This window comes from Microbulbifer thermotolerans (assembly GCF_001617625.1).
Lineage (GTDB): Bacteria > Pseudomonadota > Gammaproteobacteria > Pseudomonadales > Cellvibrionaceae > Microbulbifer > Microbulbifer thermotolerans.
This window is the reverse complement of the sequence record NZ_CP014864.1, coordinates 1,281,088-1,301,958: the sequence shown is the minus strand read 5'-3', so window position 1 is coordinate 1,301,958 and position 20,871 is coordinate 1,281,088. Positions and strand designations below refer to the sequence as shown.

The following is a 20,871-nucleotide window of genomic DNA, read 5'->3' as shown; positions in this document are numbered from 1 at the left end:
ACACAATAACGCTGTCGCATTTTCAGAAATGGGCTGTACTCAGGCAAAGAAAATCTTCGCCTTACTAAAATTGATGAACAAATGCAACCCCACAGATCACACAGCTGCCCCTGCTATTTGGGCAACTTGTCACTCATGGGGTAGAATTGGTGAAATTTTGCCGGCCCCGCCGCTCAGGACGAGCCATGCCGGTAACCGCTGAGAGAAAGCGAAAACAAAACTAAAGGATTAGAGGGGACACTTTATGATCATGAAAAGCCGTATTGTGCGCTACTCCCTGCGCCTGGCCAAGGGCCTGGTGCTGGCAGGTTGCGCCTCGCTGATAGTGGCGAGCAAGACTCCAGACACCCTGGAGCAGATCAAAGCTTCCGGCAAACTGATCGTACTGTCCCAAAACGGCCCCACCACCTACTACGAAGACGCCGACGGGCGCCACACAGGCTTTGAGTACGGGATGCTCAGTGCTTTTGCCGAAGAGCTGGGCGTGCAGCTGGAAATCCGCGATGTGCACGACCTAGATGAAATGTTCAAGCGCCTCCGCGAACCCACCGAGGGCGCCCACTTGGCCGCCGCGGGCCTGACCGTGACCCCCGAGCGCCGCGAGCAGGTGCGCTTCACCCCCTCTTACTTCGAGATACGTCAGCAGGTCATCTACAAAATCGGCGAGGATCGGCCGCGCAAGGTCAGCGACCTGGAAGGCAAAAAAGTGGCGGTAATCGCCGGCAGCGCCCACGCCGAGGAGCTGCGCAAACTGGCCCAGCGCCACACCGACCTGGAATGGGAGGAAATTTCCGATGTCGACGCCACGGAGCTGCTGGAAATGGTCAACGACGGCAGCTACCAGTACGCCATCGTGGACTCAAATGCCTACGCAGTTCACCGCGGCCTCTATCCCAACACCGCCATCGCCTTCAACCTGACCCAGTTTCAGCCAGTTGCCTGGGCCTTTCCCCACAGTGACGACGACAGTCTCTACCGCGCCGCGCGCCGCTTTATGCTCCGCGCCAATACCAGCGGCCTAGTGGCACAGCTGCGCGAGGAGTTCTTCGGCCATATCAGTAAATTGAACGCCGGCGGCGCCCAGGCCTTTGCCAAAAGCACGCGCGAGCGCCTGCCCCAGTGGCGCGAGGCAATGCAGAAGGTGGCGGAGAAATACGACCTCGACTGGCATCTGCTGGCAGCGCTCAGTTATCAGGAGTCCCACTGGAACCCCCGCGCCAAATCGCCTACCGGAGTGCGCGGCCTGATGATGCTGACCCTAGACACGGCGCGCGAGCTGGGGGTCAACCGCCTGAACCCGGAGCAAGCCATCGACGGCGGCGCCCGCTACTTTATCAAAGTGCGCGACAAGATCCCCGAACGCATCCGCGAGCCGGACCGCACCTGGATGGCACTAGCCGCCTACAACGTCGGCTACGGCCATCTGGAAGACGCGCGGATATTAACCGAAAAGCTGGGCGGCAACCCGGATCGATGGGCCGATGTCCGCGAGCATCTGCCACTGTTGGCCAAGCGCCAGTACTACAAACACACCAAGCACGGCTACGCGCGCGGTTGGGAACCCGTCACCTATGTGCAGAACATCCGCCACTATCAAGCCCTCCTTACCTGGAGCAGCCGCATTGAGGAGCAGCGTCTGGCCGCAGCGGCAGAAGAAGCCGCAAGGGAATTAGCCGACAACACCGCTGTCGACATGGAAGCCGCGGCTGCAGCCCCCGCCTTTTGAACGCGCTAAATACACCGGTATTTTGGTGCGGAACGCCGAGGAGCTAGTGGGCATCCGAACTGGCAAGTGAAACAGTTTATTGCAGTCGCTACCGTGCACACCAAATCACCAATGGCAAGCACGGCATTTCGAGGAATTAATCGTAACGGCGGGCAAGCTGTTCTGCGGACACGCCGCGCCAGTAATCAAAGCGCAGCCGCCACATCAACAGCACGGTACGCAGTACACCGTATTTTTGCCAACGGCGGCCAGAGGTGGTGACACGGGCGCGGATACAAGCTGGCCTAGCTAGCTCGAGCAACCTCCCGCTCAATGCAATATCTTCCATCAAAGGCTGATCAGCAAAACCACCCAACTCTTCAAAAAGGTCTCGGCGCACAAAAATCCCCTGATCGCCAGTGGCTATACCACTGATACGCGAGCGCCAGTTGATCAGAGTCGCGATCAAGGGAAACCAAATACTATTGCCACTGATACGCACATCGAAACGCCCCCAACAATTTCCCCGCAAAAGCGCTCTCTCAATGTTTTCCAACGCGTTCTCAGGCAGACGGGTATCCGCATGTAAAAACAATAGACAATCGCCACCGGCAGCTTCGGCCCCCGCGTTCATCTGTCGCGCCCGGCCTCTTTGTGCCGCAATCACCGTCAAACCAGCGGTAGAGAGAAACTCCGCACTGCCGTCATCACTGCCGCCATCCACAAAAATTACTTCGCAGTTATCTCGCGCCAGCAGTGAACGCAGATGTTCGATTAACTGCGGTAACTGCTCCCTCTCGTTCAATAACGGCACCACTATGCTAAACCGCATCAAGCATATCTCCGTTGCTGACAAAGTTTACCGAACAAGTTACAGGGCACCGCCGCAGCTACTGCCCTGCCCCGCAGTGCAGCCGTAACAGTGATCGGCGACGCGAATCGGTGTATCGCGCATATCCAGTTCCAACAGGTCGCGCAAATGCATGGAGCCAGGCAGCGCCAACTCCAGCTGCTGATTGAAATCACAATCGTAAAGATTGCCTCGCCAGTCCACACTGACAAGACTGCGGCACATTACGCTTTTCAGATTATCTGCGCTGTAGCTGTCTTTGAGCAGCTGCATATAGTCGGCAAACCGCCCCTTGGAAATCAGAGTGGAGCCAAAGCGCTTAATCGGCATATTCGCCAGCGCGTATAAGTTGTTGAAGACGATACCGAAGTGGGCGAATAACTCACGCTTATAGTCCGCCTCCAGTTGCTGCTGGTTTGGCGGCAAAACGGGGCCCTGAGGGTTGTACACTAAATTGAGTACTAGGCCGCTGTCCGGCTTACCGTAACCCAGTGCATTCAGTTTCTGCAGTGCGGCGATACTCTTTTCAAAAACCCCTTTGCCCCGCTGGCTGTCCACATTGTCCAGCGAGTAACAGGGCAGCGAGGCCACCACCTCGACTTTATTTCCAGCGAGAAATTCCGCCAACTCTTCCTGGCCTGGTTCGAAGAGTATGGTCAAATTGCAGCGATCTATAACATGTACACCGAGGTTCCGTGCTGCAATCACCAGCGATCGGAAACCCTCGTGCATTTCAGGTGCGCCGCCAGTGATATCCAAAGTGGAAATTTTGCGCACGCGCAACACATCGGGAATCAGCGCCAAATTCTCTGCATTCATCATTTCAGTGCGATTCGGCCCCGCGTTGACATGACAGTGCACGCAGGTCTGATTGCACTTGTAGCCAATATTGACTTGCAGAGTGTCGATTTTCTCGCGTCGGATCGCTGGAAAATCCGATATCTCCAGCAGTGGTATCGTATCGTGCATATGGCTTTAAGCTTCCTGGTTTACTGCATAGGGTGGAAGCGCAATGTATCCACCTGCACACACCCGCTTCCATCACCTGGAGAAAGTCAGGTTTCTTCCGCGATACCTGTCGTTGCCAACAGCGGTTTTATTACAGCCGCCGCCTCTGCCGACAGGGCCTCCACCGGCGTAACCAGGCCACTTGCCAGCGCGCTGTGAGCGGCAGATTCCGGCAAATCTTCGCCCAGCAGGCGAATGGCCTCAGCCGCTATCCGCTGGGCGCGGGCGGCGTTCTGCTGCAGGTTGGCGATGGCCACCTCCGCCGTAACCGCAGCCTCTCGCTCGTGCCAGCAGTCGTAGTCCGTGGCCATAGCCAGGGTCGCATAGGCAATCTGCGCTTCCCGCGCCAGCTTGGCCTCGGGCATGTTGGTCATGCCGATAACAGATGCTCCCATGGCGCGGTACCAGTGGGACTCTGCGCGGGTGGAGAATTGCGGACCTTCAATACACACATAAGTGCCGCCGCGATGCAGTCTGATCGGCTGATCACTCTGGGTCGCATGAAATGCCCGCGCCAGACAATCGGCCACCTGAGGGCACACGGGATCAGCCATGGAAACATGGGCCACGGCGCCCTGACCGAAAAAGGTACTCTCGCGCCTGCGGGTCAAATCAATAAACTGATCTGGGATCAGCATGTCCAGGGGCCGCACCTCTTCGCGCAGGGAGCCAACCGCGGACAGAGACAAAATATAGCGGACCCCGAGCTGGCGCAGTGCATGGATATTGGCCCTGTAGGGCACTTCAGAGGGAATCAGGCGGTGTCCGCGGCCGTGGCGGGCCAGAAAGGCAACGGGTATCCCGTGCAACCTGCCAGCGACAATAGCGTCGGAGGTTGGGCCAAAGGGCGTCTCTATCTGCAGTTCCCGTGCACCGGTCAGGCCCTGCATATCATAGAGGCCGCTGCCGCCGATTACGCCGATCAATGCTTTTGCCATGTCCTCGCCTCATTAGTAATTTCAGCGGAGTATAGGAATGGCGATCGGGAAAGTAAAAAAGCCGTCTCTTTCGAGACGGCTTTTTTACAGGAGTCTGCGGCCGGTTTGCCCGGCCGTAAACCCGGCTTACCAGCCAGTGACTTCCTTCAGTGCATTGCCGATCTCGGCCAGAGAGCGCACGGTTTTAACACCGGCGTCTTCCAGTGCGGCAAACTTCTCGTCCGCAGTGCCCTTGCCGCCGGAGATAATCGCACCGGCGTGGCCCATGCGTTTTCCGGGAGGTGCGGTAACACCAGCGATATAGGAAACCACCGGCTTGGTGACATTTTCCTTGATGTAGGCCGCAGCCTCTTCTTCCGCAGTACCACCGATCTCACCGATCATAACAATGGCTTCAGTCTGCGGGTCATTCTGGAACATTTCCAGAATGTCGATAAAGTTGGAGCCCGGAATCGGGTCGCCGCCGATGCCGACGCAAGTGGACTGGCCGAAACCGTAGTCGGTGGTCTGCTTAACCGCTTCGTAAGTCAGGGTACCGGAACGGGAAACGATGCCCACTTTGCCCGGCTTGTGGATGTGGCCCGGCATAATACCGATTTTGCACTCGCCGGGGGTAATCACGCCCGGGCAGTTGGGGCCGATCAGGCGCACGCCCAGCTCATCGCATTTCACTTTCACGTCCAGCATGTCCAGCGTCGGAATGCCTTCAGTGATGCAGACAATCAGTTTAATACCGGCATTGGCCGCTTCCAGGATGGAGTCTTTGCAGAAAGGCGCCGGAACATAGATTACGGACGCGTCCGCACCGGTCGCTTCCACCGCTTCTTTAACGGTATTGAACACCGGCAGGCCCAGGTGGGTTTGACCACCCTTGCCCGGAGTCACGCCGCCGACCATCTGAGTGCCGTAGGCGATCGCCTGCTCGGAGTGGAAAGTGCCCTGAGAGCCGGTGAAGCCCTGGCAGATGACTTTGGTGTCTTTGTTGATCAAAACGCTCATTTCGAGTCCTCAAATTCTGTCTGGCCGGGAGGAGATGTCTCTCCCTGGAGCCCTATCGCGGCCCGCCCCTATTTGGGCGGGCATTCGGCTGCGCGAAGCAGTGCCTCGCCTCAGCCCTCCGCAGCTTTAACCACTTGCTGAGCCGCATCGGTCAGGCTGGTGGCGGCGATAATATTCAGTCCGCTCTCGCTGAGTACCTTGGCACCCAGATCGGCGTTGTTACCTTCCAGACGCACTACGACCGGAACTTTCACACCCACTTCTTTAACCGCGCCGATCACGCCTTCGGCGATCATGTCGCAGCGTACGATGCCGCCGAAGATATTGATCAGAACCGCCTTTACGTTATCGTCAGACAGGATGATTTTGAAAGCTTCAACCACGCGCTCTTTAGTAGCACCACCACCAACGTCGAGGAAGTTGGCCGGCTTGCCGCCGTGCAGGTTAACAATATCCATGGTTCCCATGGCCAGGCCGGCGCCGTTCACCATGCAACCGATGTTGCCATCCAGGGCCACGTAGTTCAGATCCCACTTGGCGGCGTGCGCTTCGCGGGGGTCTTCCTGGGACGGATCGTGCATTTCGCGCAGATCCGGGTGGCGGTAGAGGGCGTTACCGTCGATTACTACCTTGGCGTCCAGGCAGTGCAGATTACCTTCGGTAGTAATTACCAGCGGGTTAATTTCCAGCAGTGCCAAGTCTTTTTCCTGGAACATCTTTGCAAGGCCGAGGAAGATCTTGGTGAACTGCTTGATCTGGTCGCCTTCCAGACCCAGTTTGAAAGCCAGCTCACGCGCCTGATAGGGCTGAGCGCCCACCAGCGGGTCAACAGTAGCTTTGAGGATTTTTTCCGGAGTCTCTTCCGCTACCTTCTCAATTTCAACGCCGCCCTCAGTGGACGCCATGAAAACGATGCGGCGGCTGGAGCGGTCCACAACCGCACCCAGATACAGTTCTTTGTCGATATCAGTGCAGCTTTCGACCAGGATGCGGGAAACCGGCTGACCGTTCTCGTCTGTCTGATAGGTAACCAGGCGCTCACCCAGCCACTTTTTGGCAAATTCTTCAATTTCAGCCTTGGAATCCACCAGCTTGACGCCGCCAGCCTTACCGCGACCGCCGGCGTGCACTTGGGCTTTTACCACCCACTTGTCGCCGCCGATCTGATCCGCCGCCGCTGCCGCCTCTGCCGGGGTTTCCGCTGCAATGCCTTTGGAAACCGGCAATCCGTATGCTGCAAACAGTTGTTTGCCCTGATACTCATGCAAGTTCATAGTCAATACCAATTCGTCTGTGAAAATTTAGAGGCAGGGGATTTCCCCGTCCTCCCAACCCCTCTCCCCGAGTAGAGAGGGGGGAAGATTAGTGCCGAATCCCCGCGGAGTTATTTCCGCTTCTTGCGATTGGCAATGTGAATCGCGTGACCATTTGCAGCCAGAGCTGCTTCCTTCACCGATTCAGAGAGAGTCGGGTGGCCAAACACGGTCATGCCGATATCCTCGGCGCTGGAGCCAAATTCCATGGCAATGGCAACCTGCTGCACCAGGTCTGCCGCAGACGGACCCACGATGTGCGCACCCAGCACGCGGTCGGTTTCCGCATGAGCGATGATTTTCACCATACCGGCAGTATCGTTCGCAGCCACGGCGCGACCGGATGCAACAAAGGGGAATACGCCCACATTGTAGGGCTCGCCATCGGCCTTAACCTGCTCTTCCGTGCGGCCGACCGCGGCAATTTCCGGGTGGGTGTAGATGACGTTTGGAATCACGTCGTAGTTCATCATTGGCTTCTGGCCGGCGATGCGCTCGGCAACTACCACGCCTTCTTCAGAAGCTTTGTGGGCCAGCATAGGGCCGCGCACCACATCGCCGACGGCCCAGACACCCGGAGCGGACGTCATGCACAGATCGTTGACGTAGATAAAGCCGCGCTCGTCCAGCTTGACACCGGCGTCTTCCGACAGCAGTCCTTCGGTGTAAGGGCGGCGGCCCACACACACGATCAGCTTATCGAAGGTCTCCTGGTGCTCTTTGCCGTCCTTGTCCTCGTAGGTAACGATCACTTCGTCACCCTTGACCTCGGTGCCGGTAACGCGGCAGGACAGACGGATATCCAGGCCCTGCTTCTTCAGGATCTTGTGCGCCTCTTTGGCGATCTGTTGATCCATGATGGCCAGGAAATTGTCCAGCGCCTCCAGTACTACAACTTCGGAGCCCAGACGATTCCAAACGGAGCCCAACTCCAGGCCGATAACACCGGCACCGATCACGCCCAGGCGTTTCGGTACTTCGGTGAATTCCAGGGCGCCAGTGGAATCGACGATGATTTTATTGTCCACCGGAGCCGGCGGAATGTTGACCGGCACGGAGCCGGAAGCCAGGATGACATTGTCGGCTTCATAAACAGTCACCTTGCCTTCGCGGTCAGTCACTTCCACTTTTTTGCCCGCCAGCAGCTTGCCGGTTCCCTCGATGGAGGTGACCTTGTTAGCCATAAACAGGCTGCTGATGCCGCCGGACATCTGTTTCACGACCGCATTTTTGCGCTCGACCATTTTTTTAACATCGATCTTCACCTTACCGGTTTCGATGCCGTGTACGTCGAGAGCATCCTTGGCTTCGTGGTATTTCCAGGAGCTGTCCAACAGCGCCTTGGACGGAATACAACCCACGTTCAGGCAAGTACCACCGTTGACAACCTTGCCGTCTTTATTCGTCCACTTTTCAACACAGGCGGTTTTCAGGCCCAGTTGCGCGGCGCGAATGGCAGCGACATAACCTCCGGGACCGGAGCCGATTACGATTACGTCAAATTTTTCCGACATGGTGTGTTCCAGATAGTCTGTGAATTCAATTTGCAGTTGCGCGGCCTTTCAGCCGCATCGCCGGGCTGGGCCCGACGTTCCCGGGGCAGGGCCGGAAAAGGCCCCGTTAAACTTCGAGCAGGATACGGGCCGGATCCTCGATCATTTCCTTGATCGCCACCAGGAAGCCAACTGCTTCCTTGCCGTCGATCAGGCGGTGGTCGTAGGACAGCGCCAGGTACATCATCGGCAGGATTTCCACCTTGCCGTTTACCGCCATCGGGCGTTCCTGGATTTTGTGCATCCCCAGGATCGCAGTCTGCGGCGGGTTCAGGATGGGTGTGGACAGCAGAGAGCCGAAGACACCGCCATTAGTGATGGTGAAGGTGCCGCCGGTCATTTCTTCAATGGAGAGCTTGCCTTCGCGGGCGCGCACGCCCATATCGCGGATGGCATTTTCCATATCGGCCAGGCCCATATTTTCCGCATTGCGCAAGATCGGTACCACCAGCCCTTTGGGTGAGGAAACCGCCACACCGATATCCTGGTAGCCGTGGTAGACGATATCGTCGCCGTCGATCGAGGCGTTCACCGCCGGATAGCGTTTCAGCGCTTCTACCGCCGCCTTGACAAAGAAGCCCATAAAGCCGAGACGGGTGCCGTTGTGCACCTTCTCAAAGAGCTCTTTATAGTTTTTACGCAGATCCATAACCGGCTTCATGTTCACCTCGTTGAAGGTGGTGAGCATGGCGGTAGTCTGAGTGGCATCCAGCAAACGCTCGGCAATGCGCTTGCGCATACGGGTCATGGGCACCCGCTTCTCGACGCGCTCGCCCGGCGCCACAGATACCTCTGCGGCAGCAGCAGGCGCGGCTGCGGCGGCGGGAGCCGCCCCCGCCTTCATCACATCTTCCTTCAATACGCGTCCGCCCTTACCGGAACCTTCTACACCGGCCAGGTCCACGCCTTTTTCCGCCGCCATCTTTTTGGCAGAGGGCATGGCGATCTTCTCACCAGCTTCTTTGCCTGCAGGCTTTTCTTCCGCCTTCGCTTCTTCAGCTTTGCCTTCCGCCGGAGCGGGGGCCTCACCAGCACCCTCTTCAAATTTGGCGATGACTTCGTTGGACAGGACAGTTTCACCCTCGCCCTTAATGATCTCGCTAATGGCGCCGTCAGCCGGAGCGACAACTTCCAGCACGACTTTGTCGGTTTCAATATCCACGATCAGCTCATCGCGGGCTACGGCTTCGCCGGGCTGCTTGTGCCAGGTGGCAACAGTGCCGTCCTGAACGGATTCCGGGAAAGTTGGCGCTTTAATCTCGATCGTCATTTTCCTGTTTCCTGAGATTGTTCTCTGCGTAAATTGTTGACCTGCCCTGCAGGTGACTTGAGGCTATCGTTCCGGATTTGGACCCGGGACCCGCTTGCATAGCCGGAGCACAGGCTCCGGCTGCGCTTTATTTAACGGTCAGCGCCTCGTTAATAAATTTGTTCTGCTCTTCCAGATGCGTGGACATATAACCGGCCGCCGGTGCGGCGGAGGGTTCGCGGCCCACATACTGCAATTCCAGTCCGGGATGCGTTTCCGCCAGCAGACGGCGCAGATGGTGCTGACTGTGATACCAAGCTCCCTGGTTCATCGGCTCTTCCTGACACCAGGCCACGCTTTCGATGTTCTTGAACGCGGACACCGCTGCAACAAACTCTTCATCGGGGAAGGGATACAGCTGTTCGAGACGCACAAAAGCCACATCGTCCTGTTCGCGCTCCATGCGGGCTTCCAGCAGGTGGTAGTAAACCTTGCCGGAGCACAAGATCAGACGCTTGACCTTGGTGGGATCCACGCCCTCGTCCTGGATGACATTTTGGAACCTGCCTTCGGCGAGCTCGTCCAGGCTCGAAGTGGCCAGCTTGTGACGCAGAATCCACTTGGGACTCATGATCACCAACGGGCGGCGCATCGGGCGTATCGCCTGGCGGCGCAACAAGTGGAAAATCTGTGCCGGCGTGGTGGGGTTGCACACTTGGATATTGTGCTCGGCGCACAGTTGCATATACCGCTCCAGGCGCGCGGAGGAGTGCTCCGGCCCCTGCCCTTCGTAACCGTGCGGCAGCATCATTACCAGCCCACACATACGGCCCCACTTGTGTTCACCGGAAGTGATGAACTGGTCAATCACCACCTGGGCACCGTTGGCAAAGTCGCCGAACTGGGCCTCCCAGATAACCAGAGACTTGGGTGTAGTGGTTGCGTAGCCGTACTCAAATGCCAGCACAGCCTCTTCCGACAACAGGGAGTCGTATATATAGAAAGGCGGCTGGCCATCGTACATGTGCTGCAGCGGAACGTAAGACTGGCCGTCTTTCTGGCTGTGTATCACCGCGTGACGGTGCGAGAAGGTGCCGCGGCCCACGTCCTCACCGGTCAGGCGCACCATATAGCCCTGTTCCAGCAGCGTGCCGTAAGCCAGGGTTTCGGCCATACCCCAGTTCAGCGGCATGGCGCCGGCAGCCATCTTGCGGCGGTCCTCATAAATTTTGGACACTTGCCGCTGCAATACTATGCCGTCCGGAATCGTGGTCATGCGGCTGGCCACGTCCTTAAGTTTCGGCAGTGCAAAGCTGGTATCAGCCGGGGTCAGCCAGTCGTGGTTCAGGTAGGGCGTCCAGTCCACAAACATGGAGCTGTCGGGCTGTTTCACCAGTCCCGTGGCCACATCCTCACCGCGATCCAGTTTGTCGCGGTAGTCGCTGGCCAGCTTATCCGCGGCGGCTTTATCCAGCACACCTTCGTTGACCAGTTTCTCCGCGTACAGGGTACGGGTGGTCTTGTGCTTGCGGATCGCCTGGTACATCAGCGGCTGAGTGCCTGACGGATCATCGGTCTCGTTGTGACCGCGGCGGCGGTAACACACCAGGTCGATGACAATGTCTTTCTTGAATTCATAGCGGTAGTCCACCGCCAGCAGAGCGGCAAGCACGACCATTTCCGGATCGTCGCCATTCACGTGCAGCACCGGGGCGTCGATCATCTTGGCCACATCGGTGCAGTATTCGGTGGAGCGGGCGTCTTCGCGCTTGCTGGTGGTGAAGCCCACCTGGTTGTTGAGCACGATGTGCACGGTACCGCCGGTGTAGAAGCCACGGGTCTGGGACATCTGCAGAGTTTCCTGCACCACACCCTGGCCAGCGAAGGCGGCATCGCCGTGGATGTTGATCGGCAGTACTTTCTCGCCGGTCTGGTCGCCGCGGCGGTCTTGTCGGGCGCGTACCGAACCCTCTACCACCGGCGCACAGATTTCCAGATGCGAGGGATTGAAAGCCAGAGCCAGGTGTACCTCGCCGCCCGGAGTCATGACATTGGAAGAAAAGCCCTGGTGGTACTTAACATCACCGGAAGTGTCCAGGGTCTTCTTGCCCTCGAACTCCTCGAACAGATCCGCGGGGTTCTTACCCAGAATATTGACCAGGGTATTCAAGCGGCCGCGGTGGGCCATACCGATCACAATTTCCTTAACACCGTAGGTGCCCGAACGGCGGATCAGTGCGTCCATCATCGGGATCAGGCTTTCACCACCTTCGACACCAAAGCGCTTGGTACCCGGGTACTTGGAATCCAGGTGGCGTTCCAGCCCCTCTGCCGCGGACAGGCGCTGCAGTATCTCAACCCGGATATCGGCGCCGAAGTTGGGTGTGGACTGACTGCGCTCAAGGCGCTGCTGGAACCACTGCTGCTCTTCCAGATTGGACAGGTGCATAATTTCCGCACCCAGATTGCCGCAGTAGGTGCGTTCCAGGCCTTCAACAATCTCCCGCAGCGTGGCCTCTCCCTTGCCGAAAAAGAGATCCCCGGTCTGGAAGGTGGTGTCGTAATCCCCTTCAGTGAGGCCGTGATAATTAAGCTGCAGATCCGGTACCTGCTCGCGCGCCATCAGTCCCAGGGGGTCCAGGGTAGCTTTTTTATGACCGCGGTGACGGTAAGAGCTGATCAACTGCAGGACCTTGACCTGCTTGCGTTCGTGTTCGATGTTGATGGCGCCGGCACCGGGAGCGGCCAGCGGGCGGGTGCGGTGTTTGGCGAGCAGTTCAAAATGGCGGCGCACCGCAGCGTGAGAGACGTCGCCGACACCGTTTACCCGGGGGAGGCTGTCGAAGTAACTGCGCCATTCCTCCGGCACGCCGTTGGGGTCGTGCAGATAGGTCTCGTACAGTTCCTCCACATAGGCGGCATTGCCTCCGGAGATATGGGAGCTACGCCACAGCTGCTCCATGGTACTTTCGTGCATGTTGATGCCTACCTCGATTGCAGTGAGCCCTTCCGGGCTTTACCACTGCGCTTTCCTTTCACTCACTAAACAGGGCCAAAACACGCGTATCACCAATACCGCTGTACGCACGATTTGGCACCCCGCCATGGACCACGGGGGCGGGGCCAGAAGGCTTCTCCAGGCAGCACCGCGGACGGTAACTGCGGAGATTCCCTCTGACACCAGCCCCCTTTTCGACTGGCTCGTTGGCCAGTTTTCTAATTGAAAAGGCGCTCCATTAGCGCCGAACCCGGCTGTTGTGGGCAACCAGGCGTGAACCCTTAACGTCTATACCGCGCGGGTCAGCAACATATTGCGGATATGACCTATAGCGCGGGTAGGGTTCAGCCCCTTGGGACACACATTCACACAATTCTGAATACCGTGACAGCGGAATACGCTGAAGGGATCATCCAGCTTGGACAGGCGCTCGTCAGTAGCAGTATCACGACTGTCCGCCAGGAAACGGTAAGCCTGCAGCAAACCGGCCGGCCCGATGAATTTGTCCGGATTCCACCAGAAAGACGGACAGGCGGTGGAACAGCAGGCGCACAGAATACACTCGTAGAGACCGTCGAGTTTCTCGCGCTCTTCCGGGCTCTGCAGGCGCTCAATCGCCGGTGCCGGAGTATCGTTCTGGAGGTAGGGTTCGATCTTTCTGTACTGCTCGTAGAACTGCTCCATATCCACAACCAGATCGCGGATCACCGGCAGTCCAGGCAGAGGACGCAAAACCAGTTTACCTTTGGGCGCCGCCACCGAGAGGGGGGTAGTGCAGGCCAGGCCGTTTCGACCGGAGATATTCATACCGTCGGAACCACATACCCCTTCGCGGCAGGAGCGGCGGAAAGACAGGGTCGGGTCCTCGGCTTTCAGCAGTTCCAGCACGTCCAGCACCATCAGGTCTTTGCCCTGGGTATCCAGCTCGTAGTCCTGCATGTAAGGAGCTTTGTCAGTCTCCGGGTTGTAACGGTAAATGCTTACTTTCAACATATTCCGTATCCAGTATCTCTATAAGGGTGACCGCCGGCCGCAATCAATCCGGGCTTCTTCAGCCCCGTTAGCCGCCGGCCACCTGCAGGGTTAGTAGGTCCGAGCCTTGGGCTCGAAGGCTTCCACGGTGCTGGGCGCGAAGTTGACCGCGCGCTTGCCGACACGTTTTTCCTGCGGGAAGAACATGGAGTGGCACAGCCAGTTTTCGTCGTCGCGCTCCTGGAAGTCTTCGCGGGCATGGGCGCCGCGGCTCTCGGTACGGGCCTCTGCGGCGATCGCGGTGGCCTCGGCCACTTCCAGCAGGTTCTGCAGTTCCAGTGCCTCGACACGGGCGGTATTGAAGGCGCGACTTTTGTCGTCCAGGCGCACATTGGCAATACGCTCGCGCAGCGCTTCCAGCTTCTTCACCCCTTCGGCCATATAATCGCCGCGACGGAATACACCGAAGTGGTTCTGCATCACATTCTGCAGCTCTCCGCGCAGCACCGATGCTTTCTCGCCATCATTGCTGTTTTCCAGGCGATTCAGGCGCGCCATGGCCGCTTCGATGTCGGATTCGCTGGCCTCGCGGTGCTCGACACCTTCGCGGAGCGCTTTTTCAATAAAGAGGCCGGAAGCGCGGCCAAATACCACCAAGTCCAGCAGCGAGTTGCCGCCCAAGCGGTTGGCACCGTGCACGGATACACAGGCCACTTCGCCGCAGGCGTAGAAGCCGTCTACCACTTGGTCGTTGCCGGCGGCATCCTGGGTCAGGGCCTGGCCGTGAATATTGGTGGGGATACCGCCCATCATATAGTGACAGGTGGGCACTACCGGGATCGGATCTTTTACCGGGTCCACATGAGCAAAGGTCTTGGCCAGCTCACAGATACCCGGCAGGCGGCTGTGCAGTACCTCTTCACCGAGGTGATCCAGCTTCAGGAATACGTGATCGCCATTGGGGCCGGCACCGCGACCATCCAGAATTTCCAGAATCATGGAGCGGGCCACCACATCGCGGGAGGCCAAGTCCTTCGCGTTGGGGGCATAGCGCTCCATAAAGCGCTCGCCGTCCTTATTGATCAGATAGCCGCCCTCACCCCGGCAACCCTCGGTCACCAGCACGCCGGCACCGTAGATGCCGGTCGGGTGGAATTGCCACATCTCGATATCCTGCACCGGCAAACCGGCGCGCAGCGCCATTCCCACACCGTCACCGGTATTGATATGGGCATTGGTGGTGGAAGCGTAAATACGGCCAGCGCCGCCAGTGGCAAATACAGTGGCCTTCGATTTGATGAAAACGACTTCACCGTCTTCGATACGCATGGCGATCACGCCCACCACGGCGCCGTCCTGGTTTTTCACCAGATCGATGGCAAACCATTCGTTCAAAAAGACAGTGTTGTGCTTGACGTTGTTCTGATACAGCGTGTGCAGCAGGGCATGGCCTGTGCGGTCAGCGGCAGCACAGGTACGCGCAGCCTGACCGCCGCGGCCGAAATCCTTGGACTGGCCACCGAAGGGGCGCTGATAGATGCGGCCTTCCTCGGTACGGGAGAAAGGCAGCCCCATGTGCTCCAGCTCGAACACCGCCTCGGGCCCCACGGAGCACATATACTCAATGGCATCCTGGTCACCGATATAATCGGAGCCTTTTACTGTGTCGTACATATGCCAGCGCCAGTCATCCTGCGGATCCGCGCTGGCGATAGCACAGGTGATCCCCCCCTGGGCGGACACAGTGTGCGAGCGGGTCGGGAACACTTTAGTGATCACCGCAGTCTTGAAGCCGGACTGTGCCATTTGCAGCGCAGCGCGCATGCCGGCGCCACCGCCACCAATCACAATCCCATCAAAAGAAATAGTTCGCATGTTCGCCATCAGTTACACACCCCACAGAATTTCAATGCCCCAAACCGTGTAAAACACGGCAACCGCAGCCAGCAGCACCTCTACCACAACTCGGATTGCCGTGGCCTTGGGACCCATCATGCGGTTGGTGATGTAGTCGGTCACCACCGACCAGAGGCCAATCCAGGCGTGAACCACTGTGGCGAGCAAGGCCACCAGAGTAAACACGCGCATCCAACGCTGCTCAAACAGGGCAGACCAGGTCTGGTAACTGAAGTCATCACTCAGAAAAATGAATCCGACTATAAAGAGCGTGTATGTCGCAAGCACAACTGCACTAACACGCTGATACAACCAATCAAAAGTGCCGCTGCGGCCAAAACTGGTGATTGTGGTTACCATATCCATACCCCCGCCAGCAAAATCAGAACTACAGCGACGACCAGCACCATCACAGCGCCGCGCCGCCCACCTTCCAGGGTCTCACCGATCCCCAGATCCATCAGCAGGTGGCGAACACCGGCCACCAAGTGGTAGATAAGTGCCGCCAGTGCCGCCCACAAAATGAGCTTGGCGGGAATACTGTCGAAGGCCGCCGCCACATCGGCAAAGCCCTGTTCGGATTCCAGACTGGCATCGAGCATGCACAACAACAGTGCAACCACGGCGAAGAGGACCACGCCGGAGATACGATGCAGAATGGAAACCAGAGCGGCAGCGGGAAGCTTGATAGTGGAAATGTCTAGATTGACAGGTCTGTTTTTGTTCACAGGAAAAACACCTTGTTGCCCTGAACGACCGGGCGCCCGTTAGCATTTCAAATATGGAGGGGCGAGTGCTTGCCGATCACTTTGCGCACGACCTGCTGAAGCCTTACACAAAGTGGCCTTACCAAGGCGCAAGCCGCGCGGATTATAGGGCATTCAGTCCTCAAAACACAACGAACGCCTCGGTAACGCCACAGACCGAATTCCTCCGCGGTGCAAGCGGACATGCAAAGGGGACAAAGCTTCCTGCGAATAACCCGCATAAATAACAGGGAAAAGCTCTGAGACCGAGCCAATAAACCACATTTCCTGCCGCCAACCGACCGACCGTCCACCCCGTTTGGTTTGACAATTCCCGGCGCGCAACTTAAGTTTGGCCCCGCTCATAAGCCCGCTGCCGCCCTCTGCCCAGGCAAAAGAGGGCGGAAAAATGGCGGCGCAACATAAGTTTTAGGAGTCCGCAATGTCCGATAAGAAAGCGCAACTCACGGTCGACGGAATCGACGGCGTCATTGAAATGCCGGTCCTCTCGGGCACCCTCGGCCCCGATGTTGTCGATGTCAGCAGCCTCACCGGCAAGGGCTTGTTTACCTACGACCCGGGCTTTGTATCCACCGCCGCCTGTGAATCCAAGATCACTTATATTGACGGCGCCAAGGGCGTGCTGCTGCACCGCGGCTATCCCATCGAACAGCTGGCGGAGAAGTCCGACTACCTCGAGACCTGCTACCTGTTGATGAACGGTGAGCTGCCCAACGCGGAGCAGAAAAAGCAGTATGTCGACAGCATCATGAACCACACCATGGTGCACGAGTCACTGGTGAACTTCTTCAAGGGCTTCCGCTACGACGCCCACCCCATGGCCATGATGTGCGGCGTCGTCGGCGCCCTGGCTTCCTTCTACCACGACTCTCTCGACATCACCGACCCCGAACACCGCAAAGTCTCCGCAGACCGCCTGATCGCAAAAATGCCGACCCTGGCCGCCATGTGCTACAAGCACTCAAAAGGCCAGCCCTTCATGTATCCGGACAACAGCCTCAGCTACGCTGAAAACTTCCTGCACATGATGTTCGGCACCCCCTGCGAACCGAGCAAGATCGATCCGGTGGTCGCCAAGGCGATGGATGTCATCTTCCTGCTGCACGCTGATCACGAGCAGAACGCATCTACCTCCACTGTGCGCCTGGCCGGTTCCTCCGGGGCCAACCCCTTCGCCTGCATATCCTCCGGTATCGCCGCACTCTGGGGACCTGCGCACGGTGGCGCCAACGAAGCAGTGCTGAATATGCTGCGGGAGATCGGCGACGAAAGCCGTATTGGTGAATTCGTCAAACGCGCCAAAGACAAGAATGACCCGTTCCGCCTGATGGGCTTCGGTCACCGCGTCTACAAAAACTTCGATCCGCGCTCTCGCGTTATGCAGGGCATTGCCGATGAAGTGCTGAGCGCGATGGGTGCGGAGAATGACCCGCTGCTGAAAATCGCCAAGAAGCTGGAAAAGATCGCACTGGAAGACGAGTACTTCGTGGAGAAGAAACTCTACCCCAACGTGGACTTCTACTCCGGCATCATCATGAAGGCTATCGGTATTCCCACCGATATGTTCACAGTGATTTTCGCTACTGGCCGCACCGCCGGATGGATAGCGCACTGGAACGAGATGATCTCCAACCCCTACAAAATCGGCCGCCCGCGCCAGCTGTACACCGGTTACACCGCGCGCGACTATGTGCCGTTGGAAGAGCGTTAATCGCCCTACCGAAAAAACCCGGCGCAAGCCGGGTTTTTTCTATGTGTGGTACGTGCATCGACTCCGCGCAAACCACCGGGGGCTCTGGCCACCAATAAAAAGCGGCCGAATTCATTTCGACCGCTCCCTCTCTTCAAGCTGACTGGCTCAACACCCGCTGTTCACCTCGCTGAAGTCATTCAAACCAGTGGTTACCCGCTGTGGGCCGATTTACGGGTTAGTCCAGTCTCTATTACGGACCGCTTGTCATTGCCATCCCTTGTTGCGGGGACTTCCCCTACCCAGGTATTTAAAGTTTAGTGTCGCGGATGAAGCCGCCACAAGTGTGGAGCATTTCCACCAAAACCGGTCAGCGCCAGGAGCAAGCAGCATTCCGCGTTCCAGGCACTCTTGACTTTCTATTGGTCACTCTCTTTTCGCCACAATACACTGAGCCCTGTCTGGCAGTAGGCAAGAGGTTCTTATGGCTACGCAAGCAATTAAACACCTGGGGCTGGCAGCCCTGCTCGTCACCGCACTCGGCAGCCAGGGCTGCGCCAACATGAGCGACTCAGACCGCCGCATCGGTACCGGTATCGGCGTGGGTGCTGTGACTGGCGCCCTTATTTCAGGCGGACGCCCCGGAGGCACGGCGGCAGGCGCCGTACTCGGCGGTGTTGGAGGCTGGCTCTACGACCGCGAGAAGAAAAAACGCTATTACTACGATCGTTATGGTCGGCGTGTGTACGAACGCTAAAAAAACAGGGGGAATCCCCTGTGGATTCCCCCTCTTCCTACAGCACCTACAACAATTTGGTTTTGGTCTTGCCGCAGCGCTGGCAACGGTATTCAGTAACCAGCTTGCCCTGCTTCACATCAAATTTTCTTTCCGTAACCACCACCCATTTGTGGAAACCCTCGCGGCACAGGCTGCTTCCCTTGTGCTTTTGCCAGGCTGTTTTTTTCTTGAACGGAATGACATCGCCCATAGTGTTACACAACCTCTCCCGCAGCATGCCCCGAAGCCCAGGCCCACTGGAAATTGTATCCCCCCAGCCAGCCGGTCACATCCAGTACCTCGCCGATAAAATAAAGCCCCGACTGCGTCTTGCACTCCATGGTGCGCGAAGAGATTCCATCAGTATCCACACCACCCAGAGTCACCTCGGCGGTGCGGTAGCCTTCGGTACCGGCGGGCACTAATTTCCAATATTGCAGCTTGAGGGCAATATCGGCCAGCGCCGTCTCCCCATACTGTTTTAACGGCCGGCTATCGATCCCTTGGCGCTGTAAAAAGTGCTGCACCAGTTTTTTGCTCCAGAGCTCCGCCAGTACGCGGTGCAGGTAACTGTCCGGATTTTGTCTGCGCTTTTCGCTAATCCACTCTCCCAGATTCCGCCCCGGCACCAGATCGAACTCCACGCTCATCCCCTCACGCCAGTAACTGGAAATCTGCAGTACTGCTGGACCACTCAGGCCGCGGTGTGTAAACAGCATTTGCTCCGGGAAGCTGCCCTCACCGCAGCTGGCAATTACCGGCAGAGCGCTACCGGGCAGCGCTTGCTGCTGCTCCAACTGATGCCGGTGCAGGGTAAAGGGCACCAGAGCCGGCCTGGTGGGAACGATCTTCAAACCAAACTGGCGCGCCACGTCGTAACCGAATCCAGTGGCGCCCATGGTCGGAATCGACAGGCCGCCGGTGGCGATTACCAGGGATTCACAGACCACTTTCCCTAAGCCGGTATTGACGAGAAACCCAGTCCCCAGCGGTTCTATGGATTGAATACCGCAGCGAGTGCGAATCTGCGCTTTCGCCGCGCGGCACTCCGCCAACAGCATATCGACAATATCCTTGGATTTGTTGTCGCAGAACAGCTGGCCGAGCGTCTTTTCGTGGTACGGAATAGAATGTTTTTCTACCAGCGCAATAAAATCCCACTGGGTGTAGCGGGCCAGGGCCGATTTGCAGAAGTGCGGATTCTGGCTGTAGTAGTTTTCCGGCGAGGTATAAAGGTTGGTGAAATTGCAGCGGCCGCCGCCGGACATGAGAATTTTCTTGCCGACCCTGTTCGCATGATCCAGCACCAGCACACGCCGACCGCGCTTGCCCGCAGTCGCCGCGCACATCAGCCCTGCCGCGCCGGCGCCGACAATCAAAACGTCGACACTCTCGGGCAGCTGGCGCAAAGCGCTTTTACTCATAAGGAAAGTGATCTGCAGCCGCGGCTGCGGCCACAGAATCAGGCCCGCGGCAGAGTGACGCCGCGCTGGCCCTGGTATTTGCCACCGCGATCCGCGTAGGACACATCGCAGACTTCGTCGGACTCGAAGAACAGCATCTGCGCCACACCCTCATTGGCATAGATTTTTGCCGGCAGATTTGTGGTATTGGAGAACTCCAAGGTCACATGCCCCTCCCACTCCGGCTCCAGCGGTGTCACATTGACGATAATGCCACAGCGGGCGTAGGTGGATTTACCCAGGCAGATAGTCAGCACCGAGCGCGGAATACGGAAATACTCAACAGTGCGCGCCAAGGCGAAGGAATTGGGTGGAATAATGCAGTAGTCCCCCTCGACATCGACAAAGCTGTTCTCGTCAAAAGTCTTGGGGTCCACAGTGGCAGAGTGCACATTGGTGAAGATTTTAAACTCACCGGCACAGCGCACATCGTAGCCGTAACTGGAGGTACCGTAAGAGATCAGCCGCTCGCCACTGGCGCTTTGGCGCACCTGCCCCGGCTCAAACGGCTCGATCATACCGTGCTGCTCGGCCATGCGGCGAATCCACTTGTCGGACTTGATACTCACTTCCCCCCCCCATTCATCTTGTTTGCCGGTCGATAAGGAGGCCGAATCATAGCCCTTTTACGCTGTACAAAAAAGTGCCACTCAGGCCTTAACCCTCTTGTTGCCCTGGACAAACTACTGTAT

At 57.8% G+C, this 20,871-nt stretch carries 18 protein-coding genes; 3 read left to right on the top strand and 15 right to left on the bottom strand.

All coding sequences use genetic code 11. From position 1 onward, the window contains the following. Nucleotides 1-244 precede the first annotated feature (244 nt). On the top strand, nucleotides 245-1,726 hold the full coding sequence (gene mltF, locus A3224_RS05450; RefSeq protein WP_067152346.1) for a membrane-bound lytic murein transglycosylase MltF: 1,482 nt from the start codon (nucleotides 245-247) through the stop codon (nucleotides 1,724-1,726). A gap of 136 nt (nucleotides 1,727-1,862) precedes the next feature. Here the strand turns inward: mltF and A3224_RS05445 are convergent, their stop codons facing one another. The 12 genes from A3224_RS05445 to sdhC all read right to left on the bottom strand — a co-directional run bounded on the left by A3224_RS05445 (nucleotide 1,863) and on the right by sdhC (nucleotide 16,209). Next, complete coding sequence (locus A3224_RS05445) at nucleotides 1,863-2,537, bottom strand: TIGR04283 family arsenosugar biosynthesis glycosyltransferase (RefSeq protein ID WP_067152344.1); 675 nt, start codon at nucleotides 2,535-2,537, stop codon at nucleotides 1,863-1,865. A 39-nt stretch (nucleotides 2,538-2,576) separates the two neighbouring features. Then, nucleotides 2,577-3,524 (bottom strand): arsenosugar biosynthesis radical SAM (seleno)protein ArsS, encoded by a 948-nt coding sequence (gene arsS, locus A3224_RS05440; protein WP_067152342.1) that lies wholly within the window; start codon nucleotides 3,522-3,524, stop codon nucleotides 2,577-2,579. Nucleotides 3,525-3,610: 86 nt separating this feature from the next. Beyond that, nucleotides 3,611-4,501, bottom strand: coding sequence for an S-methyl-5'-thioadenosine phosphorylase (mtnP, locus tag A3224_RS05435; protein WP_067152340.1), 891 nt, complete (start codon nucleotides 4,499-4,501; stop codon nucleotides 3,611-3,613). 126 nt (nucleotides 4,502-4,627) lie between these two features. Continuing rightward, nucleotides 4,628-5,500 (bottom strand): succinate--CoA ligase subunit alpha, encoded by an 873-nt coding sequence (gene sucD, locus A3224_RS05430; protein WP_067152338.1) that lies wholly within the window; start codon nucleotides 5,498-5,500, stop codon nucleotides 4,628-4,630. A gap of 110 nt (nucleotides 5,501-5,610) precedes the next feature. Further along, a complete protein-coding gene (gene sucC / locus A3224_RS05425) occupies nucleotides 5,611-6,774 on the bottom strand; it encodes an ADP-forming succinate--CoA ligase subunit beta (protein ID WP_067152336.1) in 1,164 nt (387 codons plus the stop codon). 110 nt (nucleotides 6,775-6,884) lie between these two features. After that, on the bottom strand, nucleotides 6,885-8,327 hold the full coding sequence (gene lpdA / locus A3224_RS05420) for a dihydrolipoyl dehydrogenase (protein WP_067152334.1): 1,443 nt from the start codon (nucleotides 8,325-8,327) through the stop codon (nucleotides 6,885-6,887). A gap of 106 nt (nucleotides 8,328-8,433) precedes the next feature. After that, complete coding sequence (gene odhB / locus A3224_RS05415; protein WP_067152332.1) at nucleotides 8,434-9,636, bottom strand: 2-oxoglutarate dehydrogenase complex dihydrolipoyllysine-residue succinyltransferase; 1,203 nt, start codon at nucleotides 9,634-9,636, stop codon at nucleotides 8,434-8,436. A gap of 127 nt (nucleotides 9,637-9,763) precedes the next feature. After that, on the bottom strand, nucleotides 9,764-12,592 hold the full coding sequence (locus A3224_RS05410) for a 2-oxoglutarate dehydrogenase E1 component (protein WP_067152330.1): 2,829 nt from the start codon (nucleotides 12,590-12,592) through the stop codon (nucleotides 9,764-9,766). 309 nt (nucleotides 12,593-12,901) lie between these two features. Continuing rightward, nucleotides 12,902-13,606: a succinate dehydrogenase iron-sulfur subunit gene (locus A3224_RS05400; RefSeq protein WP_067152325.1), complete on the bottom strand. Its 705-nt coding sequence runs from the start codon at nucleotides 13,604-13,606 to the stop codon at nucleotides 12,902-12,904. 90 nt (nucleotides 13,607-13,696) lie between these two features. Next, on the bottom strand, nucleotides 13,697-15,469 hold the full coding sequence (sdhA, locus tag A3224_RS05395) for a succinate dehydrogenase flavoprotein subunit (protein WP_067152323.1): 1,773 nt from the start codon (nucleotides 15,467-15,469) through the stop codon (nucleotides 13,697-13,699). 3 nt (nucleotides 15,470-15,472) lie between these two features. Further along, nucleotides 15,473-15,841 carry a succinate dehydrogenase, hydrophobic membrane anchor protein gene (sdhD, locus tag A3224_RS05390; protein ID WP_067152321.1) on the bottom strand — a complete coding sequence of 123 codons (369 nt, stop codon included), beginning with the start codon at nucleotides 15,839-15,841 and terminating at the stop codon, nucleotides 15,473-15,475. Next, nucleotides 15,835-16,209, bottom strand: a complete 375-nt coding sequence (gene sdhC / locus A3224_RS05385; protein ID WP_067152319.1) for a succinate dehydrogenase, cytochrome b556 subunit — start codon at nucleotides 16,207-16,209, stop codon at nucleotides 15,835-15,837. The genes sdhD and sdhC overlap by 7 nt, the downstream gene beginning before the upstream one ends. 460 nt (nucleotides 16,210-16,669) lie before the next feature. Here sdhC and gltA point away from each other — a divergent pair, with 460 nt between their 5' ends. Together gltA and A3224_RS05375 are read left to right on the top strand one after the other, a co-directional pair. Then, entirely contained in the window at nucleotides 16,670-17,959 is a 1,290-nt protein-coding gene (gltA, locus tag A3224_RS05380) for a citrate synthase (protein ID WP_067152317.1), read from the top strand. A 463-nt stretch (nucleotides 17,960-18,422) separates the two neighbouring features. Beyond that, on the top strand, nucleotides 18,423-18,695 hold the full coding sequence (locus A3224_RS05375) for a hypothetical protein (RefSeq protein WP_067152315.1): 273 nt from the start codon (nucleotides 18,423-18,425) through the stop codon (nucleotides 18,693-18,695). Nucleotides 18,696-18,741: 46 nt separating this feature from the next. Here A3224_RS05375 and A3224_RS05370 read toward each other — a convergent pair whose 3' ends face one another. Genes A3224_RS05370 through dcd form a run of 3 tightly spaced genes read right to left on the bottom strand, consistent with a single transcriptional unit; the run spans nucleotide 18,742 to nucleotide 20,748 of the window. Then, entirely contained in the window at nucleotides 18,742-18,927 is a 186-nt protein-coding gene (locus tag A3224_RS05370) for a hypothetical protein (RefSeq protein ID WP_067152313.1), read from the bottom strand. A 4-nt stretch (nucleotides 18,928-18,931) separates the two neighbouring features. Further along, the gene (locus tag A3224_RS05365) at nucleotides 18,932-20,140 is read right to left on the bottom strand and encodes a BaiN/RdsA family NAD(P)/FAD-dependent oxidoreductase (protein ID WP_067152311.1); all 1,209 of its coding nucleotides are present in this window, start codon (nucleotides 20,138-20,140) and stop codon (nucleotides 18,932-18,934) included. 38 nt (nucleotides 20,141-20,178) lie between these two features. Continuing rightward, the gene (gene dcd, locus A3224_RS05360; protein WP_067152309.1) at nucleotides 20,179-20,748 is read right to left on the bottom strand and encodes a dCTP deaminase; all 570 of its coding nucleotides are present in this window, start codon (nucleotides 20,746-20,748) and stop codon (nucleotides 20,179-20,181) included. Nucleotides 20,749-20,871 lie beyond the last annotated feature (123 nt).

Coding starts and splice junctions, on each gene's coding strand:
- mltF (WP_067152346.1), top strand. CDS start 245: ATGATCATGAAAAGCCGTATTGTGCGCTACTCCCTGCGCCTGGCCAAG.
- A3224_RS05445 (WP_067152344.1), bottom strand. CDS start 2,537: ATGCGGTTTAGCATAGTGGTGCCGTTATTGAACGAGAGGGAGCAGTTA.
- arsS (WP_067152342.1), bottom strand. CDS start 3,524: ATGCACGATACGATACCACTGCTGGAGATATCGGATTTTCCAGCGATC.
- mtnP (WP_067152340.1), bottom strand. CDS start 4,501: ATGGCAAAAGCATTGATCGGCGTAATCGGCGGCAGCGGCCTCTATGAT.
- sucD (WP_067152338.1), bottom strand. CDS start 5,500: ATGAGCGTTTTGATCAACAAAGACACCAAAGTCATCTGCCAGGGCTTC.
- sucC (WP_067152336.1), bottom strand. CDS start 6,774: ATGAACTTGCATGAGTATCAGGGCAAACAACTGTTTGCAGCATACGGA.
- lpdA (WP_067152334.1), bottom strand. CDS start 8,327: ATGTCGGAAAAATTTGACGTAATCGTAATCGGCTCCGGTCCCGGAGGT.
- odhB (WP_067152332.1), bottom strand. CDS start 9,636: ATGACGATCGAGATTAAAGCGCCAACTTTCCCGGAATCCGTTCAGGAC.
- A3224_RS05410 (WP_067152330.1), bottom strand. CDS start 12,592: ATGCACGAAAGTACCATGGAGCAGCTGTGGCGTAGCTCCCATATCTCC.
- A3224_RS05400 (WP_067152325.1), bottom strand. CDS start 13,606: ATGTTGAAAGTAAGCATTTACCGTTACAACCCGGAGACTGACAAAGCT.
- sdhA (WP_067152323.1), bottom strand. CDS start 15,469: ATGGCGAACATGCGAACTATTTCTTTTGATGGGATTGTGATTGGTGGC.
- sdhD (WP_067152321.1), bottom strand. CDS start 15,841: ATGGTAACCACAATCACCAGTTTTGGCCGCAGCGGCACTTTTGATTGG.
- gltA (WP_067152317.1), top strand. CDS start 16,670: ATGTCCGATAAGAAAGCGCAACTCACGGTCGACGGAATCGACGGCGTC.
- A3224_RS05375 (WP_067152315.1), top strand. CDS start 18,423: ATGGCTACGCAAGCAATTAAACACCTGGGGCTGGCAGCCCTGCTCGTC.
- A3224_RS05370 (WP_067152313.1), bottom strand. CDS start 18,927: ATGGGCGATGTCATTCCGTTCAAGAAAAAAACAGCCTGGCAAAAGCAC.
- A3224_RS05365 (WP_067152311.1), bottom strand. CDS start 20,140: ATGAGTAAAAGCGCTTTGCGCCAGCTGCCCGAGAGTGTCGACGTTTTG.